The organism is Bacteroides sp. B1-V-101 (assembly GCF_023656585.1).
Lineage (GTDB): Bacteria > Bacteroidota > Bacteroidia > Bacteroidales > Bacteroidaceae > Bacteroides > Bacteroides thetaiotaomicron.
Genome location: NZ_JAMOKH010000010.1, coordinates 165099 through 176520 on the forward strand (window position 1 = coordinate 165099; position 11422 = coordinate 176520).

Here is an 11422-nt window from a genome sequence, read left to right on the forward strand (position 1 = left end):
GTATTCAAAGAATAGTTATATTAAGCTTTATCCTTCAATAGGAAACAATTTTAGTTCAAATTCATTTAGAATGGTTACAAAAAGGAATATAATCCATTCAAATTAACAGTTCCTTTCCTTTCATAAAATAAAGTAAACCAGGGAATCTATACAGACAAAATAGAAATTCATTCACTCCTTTTAAAGGTTTAGTAGCTTCCTCACCGACCAACATTCCGTTTCTTTTAAAGGAACGAAGTGTTCCTTTAAAAGAAACAGACACAAACACTGCTAGTTATTATGCATAAATAATCAATTTCTTTGCACTAGCAGAGCTTTAAACTAGATATTTATTCATAATTTTATGCAGTACTCTCTCTATCTGACTTTAAAAGATATCTGATTCGCCCAATAAAAATCTTAAAAACAGAACATAGTTAATATATATAAATCCCCCCATCCAACAGTTCGGTCAGTATATATATCACGCATGTATTTCCTTATTTTAAATTCATTTATCTTCCGGAATCACTTCATTCAAACAAGCTATGGCATTGAGAGTGCGCGGATAGCCGATGTAAGGCAAGAGCTGCGTCACGACAGCCAGCAAGGTATCTTTACTATTACCTACATTGACGTTTCCCTGTATATGCCCTTTCACCTGTGATTCACAGCCTCCCAAGGAAACAAGGATGGAGAACGTCAGCAGTTCCCGTGTCTTCACGTCCAGTCCACCGCGTGTCTGGTAGTCTCCGAAGCAGTTGGAGGAGAGATAACGCTGGATATGCTTTTGGTTTTCGGGAGCATTTTTATGCATTTGGTCTATCCGTTCGCCGAAAATGGATTTCTGCAACGCCAGTCCTTTGTCGAAACGGGTTTCGGCAGAAACGACCGCTTGTCCCTCTAAAGGAAGACGTACACCGTGGGCAAGCAGCACCTCATTAGTGATGCCGACAAAGTCCATCACTTTAGCCATGCCTGCATAGGCTACTGCCTGGTAAAGGATTTCCTTTATTTCTATCGGAGTGATACCTGCATTGAGAGCGCTTTCAAGCATCATCCGGTATTCGGTCTGTGCCTGTGAAGCAATATTGGATGCCAATGTTATCATAAGGCGGGTTTTAGTATCCAGGTTGCCGTATTGCTGCACCTCCTTTGTGAAATTGCCGAATATTGCATCCAGTTCGGGGTCGGTGGCGCTTAATCCGGTTCCTCCGTTATCTTTCGTAGCTTCGGCATACTGCCGGTCGTCTACCCGTTCCAGCCAAATATTCTTGTTGGTCTGCGGATTGCAGCCGATAGCCAGATGCGAAAACCAACTATCGGGGGCAGCACCATGCCAATGTTCTATGTCCGGTGCTATTTCAACCACATCACCGGGGAGCAGTCGACGTGCCGCTTTGCCACGTTCCTGATAATATCCCACACCTCCGACAGCAATGAGGATTTGTCCGCCCGTATGGCTGTGCCAGTTATTTCGGCAACCGGGTTCAAAAGTAACGTTGGACATGGGTACATTCAAGTCTTTGTTACCGGTCAGCGGTGCCAGCCAGGATTCTCCTGTAAAATATTGCTTGAATCCCGTATTTTCCTTTCCTAACGGAAATGCGCTGATGTTCTGAGGTACTTCTTCTTTTTTCATACTCTGTGCATTTATAGATTGCATCGGGATTTGCAGAAATCCGATGACTGTTACAAAAATAAAATATAATTCTCTCATACTGTGACGTCTATGGTTTACTATTTAAGAACTCTCCGATAATGTAAAGTTAGCTGTTCTGATCCAACTCTTTATAATACAAATTACGGATATAAAAACCAAAATTACGGATTTATAGTACTGCCTGTCATTTACTTCATCTTTAGTTCGGGAATGAGTGGCGTAGCATCAATCATGATTGTCGTTCGAATTTCACTGCCACATTGCCCGGAACGTTCAATGCATCTATTCCGTCACCGTCAATGCGGCCAATCTTTATCAAGTCATTGCTTTGTGACCCGCTTTTACAGAAGATCGCCACATTATTCCACGGCACATAGATTGTAATATCACCGGGCACAGGCGCACAGCCACGGGTCACCCCTGTCGTAGTCAGTGCAGGCGACGGATAGAAAATTTTCTCTGTGATATTATTATAATCATTCAGCGGCACTTCAAGCGGCAGACGCGAAAGAAAGTCCTGCGCTGCGGCATTGTCTTCCATCGTAGCAGTAATGGTACGGTTACCGACTGTAATCTTCACATGCATAGAAGTGGACGGATGATTGTTTTCTCGACTCGCACCGAGTGTTTCGAGCCATGTCCGTATCCGGTTTCCCATCTGCGAAAGTGTCGAAGAAGTCAGAAGCAATGTTTCGGTGAAAGTGGCACCGGAGCAAAGTGTCCGCACCTCGTCAACTGATGCAGAGATGCCGCTGCTGCCACTGCTGGCAAAAAGAGCGATACGCTTACCTGCAAGTTTCGAGGCATGATTATGCAGGAATGTCTGCATCGGTGTGCCCATGCTACCGTACCAAATCGGATAGCCGACAAACACGATATCATAGTTGCCGAAATCTTCAACCGAAGTTTTAATCGCCGGATAATTCCCCTGACGGATAGCAGCCAGTTCTTCCTGTGCACGGTTGAGCATCCCATTATAATCGCTTTCATAAGGTGTTTGCGGTTCCACTTCCAGGATATCGCAATCGAGTGTTTGCTGAATCTGTTGCGCCATACGCTCCGTGCTGCCGGTGCGCGAACAGTAAAGTACCAGATATCGCCCGTTACCGCCCGGAATGGGGTTTGTCGGGTCTGTAGAATCATCCTCGTCTCCACCATCGGAATTTCCCGGTTGTCCCGGCTGTTCCGGAAGAATCGGATCAGCGTTTGAGCCGTCGCAAGCCGCCATCGGCATCATCGTCAGCATCATCAATGGAATTAATAGAATCTTTTTCATATTACTATCTCTTTTCAATGTTAAATTACCGGTTACAAAGTTACGGGGAATGGTCCAGCCCGGATGTAGACGATTTACGGATATTTATACCCCAATCATGGATTTTGATGGGAGAGTAAAAATTTTAAAGAGAAAAGAATTATATTTGTAACGCATTAAAAAAACAGATTATGATATGGAAGAGAATACTAAAGAAATGATTGTAATAGACAGCGTTGACCGTTACAACGAAATCTTCGGGCTTGAAACCAGACATCCGTTAGTCAGCATCATCGATCTGGCCAAATCCACTACGTGGCCCACACGTGCGTGGTTTCGTTACGAAGTATATGCACTATACTTGAAAAATGTAAAATGTGGTGATATTAAATACGGCCGCCAATATTACGACTACCAAGACGGAACCATCGTCTGTTTTGCTCCCGGACAAATCACCGACCTGGAAATGCTGCCAAATATTCAGCCCAACGCGCATGGTATTCTTTTTCATCCCGACCTTATACGTGGCACTGCACTCGGACAAGAAATAAAGAAATACTCCTTCTTCTCCTACGAAACCAACGAAGCCCTCCATATTTCCGAAGAAGAGCGGCAAACAGTGATGGACTGCCTGCAAAAAATCACCATCGAACTGGAACATTCCATCGACAAACACAGCCGCCGACTGATCTGCGCCAACATAGGATTGCTGCTCGACTACTGTATGCGCTTTTACGAACGCCAGTTCGACACACGAAACGGAGTAAACAAAGACATCATTGTCCGCTTCGAACATCTGCTCAACGAATATTTCGAAGGAGATGCCCCGCAAAAACAAGGGTTGCCATCGGTCAAGTACTTCGCTGATAAAGTATTCCTTTCCGCTAACTATTTCAGTGACATGGTACGTAAACAGACCGGTAAAACCGTCTCTGAATATATTCAGGATAAAATGATCGGATTAGTGAAGGAGCAGCTGTTGTCTACGGACAAGACCACCAGCCAGATTGCTTACGAAATCGGATTCCAGTATCCACAGCACCTTAGTCGGATGTTCAAACGGATTGTCGGGATGACTCCCAATAAATTTCGTCTGCAACCCTGAAACGCTATCTTGGTTAGGTGAATGAGGTAATAGGCGATGATAACGCCCGCCTCATTCTGTTTAATCCTTCTATCAGCCGTTGCCGCGGACAAGCGATATTGATGCGGATGAATCCTTCACCAGCCTCTCCATACAGGCTGCCTTCGTTCATCCAAAGTTTTTCCTTCTCCAGCAGAGTTTTCACTATATCCTCCGACGATTGTTTCAAAGCCGAGCAATCTACCCATACCAAGTAGGTACCTTCCAATGGCATCACCGGAAATTCGGGAAGATATTCATCAAAGTAAGCCCTTAAATAATGGTAGTTGGCAAACAGGTATTGGTTAAGTTCTTCCAGCCATTCTTCCCCGTCATTGTAGGCAGCTATCAAGGCTTCAACGCCAAACGGATTTACATCACAGACTTCATTGATATTGATTGCTTTGTCTATTTTCATACGGATATCAGCATCGGCAGAAACAATATTGGCAATCTGAAGCCCCGCCAGATTAAAGGCTTTACTAGGCGAGGTGCAAGTAACGGAATGCATCAAAAACTCTTCTGAGACAGATGCAAAAGGGATATAGGTGTGTCCAAAGAAGACAAGTTCGCAATGAATCTCGTCCGCTACTACCCATATATTATTCCGAAGACAGATTTCTCCCAAGCGAGTCAGTTCCTGCTTTGTCCAGACTCTTCCGGCAGGATTGTGCGGATTGCATAATAGCAGGACTTTTACACTCGGGTCAGCCGCCTTTCGTTCCAAATCAATAAAGTCTATCTGATACGTTCCGTTCATGTAAATCAATGGATTTGCAACAACCTCACATCTGTTATTGCGGATGGAGGAGAAAAAGCAGTTATAGACAGGTGTCTGCACGATTACTTTATCACCGGGAGTTGTCAGCGCCTTGATGACAGCTGACAGGGCCGGTACTACTCCGGTCGTATAAATAATCCATTCTTTTTCAATCTGCCAGCCATGACGTCCGGCAAACCATCCTATTATCGCCTCATAGTAAGCATCGGGCACACGCACATATCCAAAGATGCCATGTTCCACCCGTTTCTTCAATGCTTCCACGACGGGGGGAGCCGTGCGAAAATCCATATCAGCCACCCACATTGGCAACACATCGGCATCTGCGGCAGAATCCCATTTATAAGAGTTCGTGCCTCTGCGCGGAATTATCTCATCGAAATTATACCGCATATCTCAATCAAAACAAGTCAGGTCATCCCAAAGTTTCAGTTCGCAATCTGCCGGAGATTTCAAATTTTCATCCAAAATAATCGTTCCGTAACTCTCGGCAATGATATGTCCCGTACGTGGGTTCTTCACGCTGTGCACCGGGCCTTTAATCGTTGCCTTCACACTGCTATGTTCGAAAGCAAGATCGGCATCATCCGCCATTGTGCAGTTTTCCATTATCAAGTCGTGTGCATAACAAAGTGGCTGCGTGCCCGAGATCTTACAATTCACTAAACGTAAGTTTTTGGAATGCCAGCCCAGATATTCACCATTCAGTTCCGAATCATATACAGTCACATTCTCCGTATTCCAAAATGCATCCTTCGAATGGATTTCAGCATGGCGGATTTCTACGTTCTTGCAATATTGGAAGGAGTAATTGCCATTCAATACAAAATTCTTGATGCGGATGTCTTCTCCATGTATAAAGAGATAGTCTCCTTTATCTATCTTCACATTGTTCAATTCTACATTCCGGCAATACCAGAGTGTTTCCAAAGCATTAGGCAACTGTACATTTTCGAGTTCGACTCCGTCCATTTCGCGAAACATCTTCGGTGCTTCCACTAATGTATCCTTCATCTTCAGATTTTTGGAATACCAAAGTGCGGCACGTGCTCCTTCGGTAAAAAGGCAATTTTTAACTACAAAACCATCATTGTGCCAAAACGGATATTTTCCCTCGAAACGACAGTTTACCGCTTCTATATCACTGCACTCTTTCAGTGCCGATTCACCGGCATGAATGGTTACTTCTTCCAAATAAAGCCCGTGGGATGCGAACAAAGGACGTTCGCCTTCGTAATGTGTATTTTTAATTTGTTTCATGATTCGATTGTCTTTTATTGAATAGTTATCTGTTTTCCCTGTTCATACTTATTTCTTCAGATATTCCTTAAAAAAGGATTCCAATTTATCAAATGGTATAAACCCCACACGGTCGTAAAGGTCTACATGACCTGCACCGGGTACAATGTACAGTTCTTTGGGTTCGGCAGCCAGTCGGTAGGCATCTTCACTAAATTCGCGTGAGTGGGCATTTTCTCCGGTTATGAAAAGCATAGGACGGGGCGAAATAGTCTCAATATCTGCGAAAGGATAGAAATTCATGAATTTCACGTTGCTTGAAAGTGTAGGGTGTGTGGTAGTCATCGGGGTTGCTCCTTCGGGAGTAAACTCTCCCCTCTGAGTGCGGTAGAACTCATAAAATTCGCGTTCTATCGGACCGGAGTTTTCTGTCACTTCGTGTACAGTGCCACCGATATATTTAGTTTCTCCGCCCAAAAACTCTGCATAGCGCTGTTCTGCTGCCTCAGCCATGATTTGTTTCCGTTGTTCTAAAGTCAGCGCATGTTTCAGTCCGTTGCGGCTGGCTGTACCCATATTGTACATGCTGATGGTTGCAATCGCTTTCAGACGAGGGTCTATCTTGGCCGCACTGATAGAGAAACTTCCGCTGCCACAAATTCCGATTACACCAATATTATTCCGGTCAACGAACGGACGTGTACCCAGAAAATCTACTGCGGCACTGAAATCCTCCGCATATATCTCCGGCAAAACAGCATTGCGCGGCTCACCTTCACTTGCACCCCAAAAAGACAAGTCGATGGACAGCGTTACAAAACCACGTTCCGCCATTTTAGTAGCATACAGATTCGCACTCTGTTCCTTGACCGCTCCCATCGGATGTCCGACAATGATGGCAGGATATTTCTCTCCCCCTTTCATGGTCTTCGGCAAAAACAGATTACCGGCTACTTTCATTTTATACTGGTTAGAAAAAGAAACCTTTTCTACCTTTACCCAATCACTTTTATAAAAATTATCCGCATCAGCCTGTGCGAAAGAAAAACTGGTTCCAAGCATCATAATAAATACAACGGTTAATAATAGTATTCGTTTCATATCTCTTACATTTAATTATTAATGAATTGATTGTCTACTTTCTACATGGCAAAAATACGGTAAAATAAAGAGAGTGTTTGTAGATGAATTACTGACATTATTACCCCAATTACGGATTATCGGTTTTATCTTTTTGCCGCACATAAGAGTATATACTATTATATATAATGATTACGCGTGCGTGATACCTTATCCAAAGTATATTCAGGAGAAAAGAATCAAGCTTGCAAAAGAGCATATGGTTGATATAGAGGAAGTCGTATTTTATGTTTTATCAAGCCCATTTTTAGCAGAACTGTAATATAGGTAAAAGAATCCGTAATTCATATACAAACAGATTTCAAATCCGGCAGTATCTTTGCAGTGAAATAAAAATATAGGTATAAACATAAAAAACAAATTGATATGTATTTAGAAAATATTTACTCTCCCGCAGACGTAAAGAAGTTATCGTTTCAGGAACTAAATGATTTAAGTCATGAAATCCGTGCATCCCTCTTACAAAAACTGAGTGAACATGGCGGGCACTTCGGCCCTAACTTCGGAATGGTAGAAGCGACCATTGCCCTGCACTATGTTTTCAATTCACCGAAAGATAAAATTGTATATGATGTGTCACATCAGAGTTACGTACATAAGATGCTGACCGGACGTAAAGATGCTTTTCTCCATCCTGCTGAATATGATCATGTATCCGGCTACTCAGAACCACAGGAAAGTGAACATGATTTCTTTGTGATCGGTCATACTTCTACTTCTGTCAGCTTGGCAAGCGGACTGGCAAAAGGACGTGACCTGACAGGTGGCAACGAAAATATCATCGCTGTAATAGGCGACGGTTCACTTAGCGGAGGCGAAGCCTTCGAGGGACTGGACTACGTAGCAGAACTCGGAACTAACATGATTATTATTGTCAATGACAATCAGATGTCCATTGCCGAAAATCACGGAGGTTTATACAAGAATCTGAAAGATTTGCGCGACAGTAACGGTCAATGTGAATGCAACTTCTTCAAAGCGATGGGGCTGGACTATATGTACGTGAATGACGGCAACCATGTGGAAGCACTGATCGAGGCTTTCTCCAAAGTTAAAGATATACAGCATCCGATAGTAGTCCACATCAATACATTAAAAGGCAAAGGTTACGAACCTGCAGAACAGGACAAGGAGACCTATCACTGGCGTACTCCGTTTGATCTAGAAACCGGAGAATCAAAAATGAACGACGACGCAGAAGATTATAGTGAAGTAACCGCTCAATATCTGCTGAAAAAGATGAAAGAAGACAAGCGTGTAGTTACTATTACTTCGGGCACCCCCGCTGTTCTGGGCTTCACTCCCGACCGTCGTCAGGAAGCAGGCAAGCAGTTTGTAGATGTCGGTATTGCCGAAGAGCATGCAGTGGCACTTGCTTCCGGTATCGCAGCCAATGGAGGAAAACCGGTTTACGGAGTGTACAGCACCTTTATACAACGCTCTTACGACCAGCTATCGCAAGATCTCTGTATCAATAATAATCCGGCTGTTCTGTTGGTATTCTGGGGGACGTTATCCGGTATGAATGATGTAACCCACCTCTGTTTCTTCGATATTCCACTTATCAGCAATATCCCCAATATGGTCTATCTGGCACCTACCTGTAAAGAGGAATATCTAGCCATGCTGGAATGGAGCATCCGCCAAAATGAGCATCCGGTGGCTATCCGTGTACCTGCCACAGATGTAATCAGTTGCGGTGAACCGGTGGAATCCGACTATAGCAATCTGAATCGTTATAAAGTCGCCCACCGCGGCTCCAAAGTAGCAATTCTTGCATTAGGCTCCTTCTTCGGATTAGGGCAATCGGTTCTGTCACTGCTGAAAGATAAAGCCAACATTGATGCCACCCTTATTAATCCCCGCTACATCACAGGTGTGGACAGCGAACTGATGGACGAACTGAAAGCCGACCACGAATTAGTGATTACCCTGGAAGACGGAGTTCTGGATGGTGGTTTCGGTGAAAAGATTGCCCGTTACTATGGCGCTACAGATATGAAAGTGCTCAACTACGGAGCTAAAAAAGAATTTGTAGACCGCTATGACATACAGGAACTGCTTCGTGCCAACCATCTGACGGATGAGCAGATCGTAGAAGATATCCTATCACTCATTGGCTGATAAGTCAAAACCAGTTCATTATATATTTCATGTAGGTTGATGTATCCGTTCGTTATGGGATCACATCAACCTGCATTCATTTTCACTTAAATCCATAATCCCTTCCGATAATTGAGAGGAGTCTGCCCCATATTTCTCTTGAAAAACTTACAGAAACCGGCAGCATCGCTAAAGCCCAACTGAGAAGCAATATCCCCTACCGTAGATTTAGTGGAACTCAGCAAGGTTCGGGCTTCCATGATCAATAACTCATTAATAATCGTATTCACACTTTTTCCCGTTCCGGCACGAACGATACGCGCAAGGTACTGCTCACTGATGGCCAGCTTATCCGCATAGAAACTAACGAAATGCTCTTCTCTGAAGTTTCGGGTAACAAGCGCATGAAATTCCTGTAAAACATGGTCTTTACGACTGACCTCCTTTTTTATGATGGTCTTTCGGGAAAGAAAATCGGCTATATCCAAAAATAAGGCATTGCAAGCCGCCTGTATTCGCCGGAAAAGAAACTGATGTTTTATATTCAGCAAATGCATCAACACTTCCAGTTCATTACGAATGATTTGAGCTTCGTATGCTGTCAGCTGTATGGTATATTGCTTATTCTGCCTCATCGTTGCCAACAGAATAGCCGTTATCTGGGTAAGATAAGAATCATCTGTCCGCATGGACTCGGAAATGGAGAGGGTGATAAACTTAATATCCGGACTCGAATAAAGATGGTCGGTGAGATAATTCGCTCCATGAACAAGCAACATATCAGGCTCTATCACAATAAATTCCCCATTCAACAAAATCTCGGAACGGCCTTCAAGAACGAGTATCATATAAAGTTCACGATTAAAGTACCGTTCGTTTTCCGGATAGCTCCTGTCCTTATATTCACTCATAAAGCAGACTACCTCCTCTTTATAATGAGGAATTTCCGGATGTTCCTTTAACAACTGCCTATTATCAAAAATACGAGATTTTACCATTTATACCTCCTTCTTTTCGACGTAAAAGTACAATTTGTTTCGGATATGACAAAAACTGTGTGGAATCGGATAACTTATATCAAACAAAAAAACGGGACCTTTGCATATTCTTCTTTATAGAATGAAGAACAATACGATTATATAAGATAGATAAGATATGGAAATGAAAGACGTTTTTAAAAGGTATTTGGTATTTGTTATCGGATTGTATTTTCTGGCTGCCGGAATAGTGTTGATTGTGCGTTCTGCATTAGGAACCACACCTATATCCAGCATCAATTATGTGTTAAGCCTGAACAGCCCTTTATCATTAGGAACTTGTACGTTTCTGATCAATATGCTGCTTATCCTGGGACAGTTCTGGATCATCAGAAAAAATAAGACCCGACAGGACACTATTGAAATACTTCTTCAATTGCCGTTCTCTTTTATCTTTTCGGCATTCATTGATTTTAATATGGCACTCACCAGTAATCTGCATCCCGACAATTACGGAATGTCAATAGCCTTATTACTCACAGGATGCATGATACAATCCATAGGAGTCGTACTCGAACTCAAACCCAAAGTAGCAATGATGAGTGCAGAGGCTTTTGTAAAATACGCCTCCCGCCGTTATAACAAAGAGTTCGGAAAGTTCAAAGTCTGTTTTGATGTTACGCTGGTCACTCTGGCAGTCATACTCTCTCTCCTGCTTTCGCAATGTATCGAAGGTGTTCGCGAGGGGTCTCTTATCGCCGCCTGCATCACCGGATATATCGTCAGCTTCCTGAATCAGAAAATAATGACAAGGAAGACTCTCTACAAATTATTACCTGTATTGAAATAAGTTTTCTCCAGCTCACTACCAGCAACGTTTCCATCTGCCTGACGATATAGTAATGCTTAAAAAATAAGCTGGTACTTCGGGGGATGTTTGGATACATAGTGAGTACATAAGATGTAGTTCGCTATATCTGTTTAAAGCCATCTGTTGTTTGTATGTTAAGTCACTGTATTCCATACGTTATCCTATATACTGTCTTACCCTGGATTTGGTTGACTACTATAAGTATCAACTAAAATGAATAAAAGATGAAAAAGAGTGACATGACCTTTAGTCCTTATCAGCTTGAACTTCTTGGCGATTTCTATCGTTCGA

9 protein-coding genes are annotated in these 11422 nt (G+C 43.0%); 3 read left to right on the plus strand and 6 right to left on the minus strand.

The annotated features are described in order from the left end of the window. Positions 1 to 490 precede the first annotated feature (490 nt). A complete protein-coding gene (locus NBH01_RS10285) occupies positions 491 to 1699 on the minus strand; it encodes a cupin domain-containing carboxymuconolactone decarboxylase family protein (protein WP_048697717.1) in 1209 nt (402 codons plus the stop codon). A 172-nt stretch (positions 1700 to 1871) separates the two neighbouring features. Continuing rightward, positions 1872 to 2918: a cyclophilin-like fold protein gene (locus tag NBH01_RS10290; protein WP_048697713.1), complete on the minus strand. Its 1047-nt coding sequence runs from the start codon at positions 2916 to 2918 to the stop codon at positions 1872 to 1874. 175 nt (positions 2919 to 3093) lie between these two features. On the opposite strand from NBH01_RS10290, the gene NBH01_RS10295 reads away from it, so the two are divergent. Continuing rightward, on the plus strand, positions 3094 to 4002 hold the full coding sequence (locus NBH01_RS10295) for a helix-turn-helix domain-containing protein (protein WP_225694336.1): 909 nt from the start codon (positions 3094 to 3096) through the stop codon (positions 4000 to 4002). Positions 4003 to 4015: 13 nt separating this feature from the next. Here the strand turns inward: NBH01_RS10295 and NBH01_RS10300 are convergent, their stop codons facing one another. The 3 genes from NBH01_RS10300 to NBH01_RS10310 are packed head-to-tail and all read right to left on the minus strand — an operon-like array spanning position 4016 to position 7141. Further along, positions 4016 to 5194, minus strand: a complete 1179-nt coding sequence (locus NBH01_RS10300; protein WP_225680831.1) for a MalY/PatB family protein — start codon at positions 5192 to 5194, stop codon at positions 4016 to 4018. A 3-nt stretch (positions 5195 to 5197) separates the two neighbouring features. Further along, on the minus strand, positions 5198 to 6061 hold the full coding sequence (locus tag NBH01_RS10305) for a DUF3737 family protein (RefSeq protein ID WP_225680833.1): 864 nt from the start codon (positions 6059 to 6061) through the stop codon (positions 5198 to 5200). A gap of 48 nt (positions 6062 to 6109) precedes the next feature. Further along, entirely contained in the window at positions 6110 to 7141 is a 1032-nt protein-coding gene (locus NBH01_RS10310; RefSeq protein ID WP_225694335.1) for an alpha/beta hydrolase, read from the minus strand. Positions 7142 to 7546: 405 nt separating this feature from the next. On the opposite strand from NBH01_RS10310, the gene NBH01_RS10315 reads away from it, so the two are divergent. Further along, positions 7547 to 9304 carry a 1-deoxy-D-xylulose-5-phosphate synthase gene (locus NBH01_RS10315; RefSeq protein WP_225680886.1) on the plus strand — a complete coding sequence of 586 codons (1758 nt, stop codon included), beginning with the start codon at positions 7547 to 7549 and terminating at the stop codon, positions 9302 to 9304. 86 nt (positions 9305 to 9390) lie between these two features. Here NBH01_RS10315 and NBH01_RS10320 read toward each other — a convergent pair whose 3' ends face one another. Beyond that, a complete protein-coding gene (locus NBH01_RS10320; protein WP_132061925.1) occupies positions 9391 to 10281 on the minus strand; it encodes a helix-turn-helix domain-containing protein in 891 nt (296 codons plus the stop codon). Positions 10282 to 10438: 157 nt separating this feature from the next. On the opposite strand from NBH01_RS10320, the gene NBH01_RS10325 reads away from it, so the two are divergent. After that, complete coding sequence (locus NBH01_RS10325) at positions 10439 to 11110, plus strand: YczE/YyaS/YitT family protein (RefSeq protein ID WP_225680888.1); 672 nt, start codon at positions 10439 to 10441, stop codon at positions 11108 to 11110. Positions 11111 to 11422 lie beyond the last annotated feature (312 nt).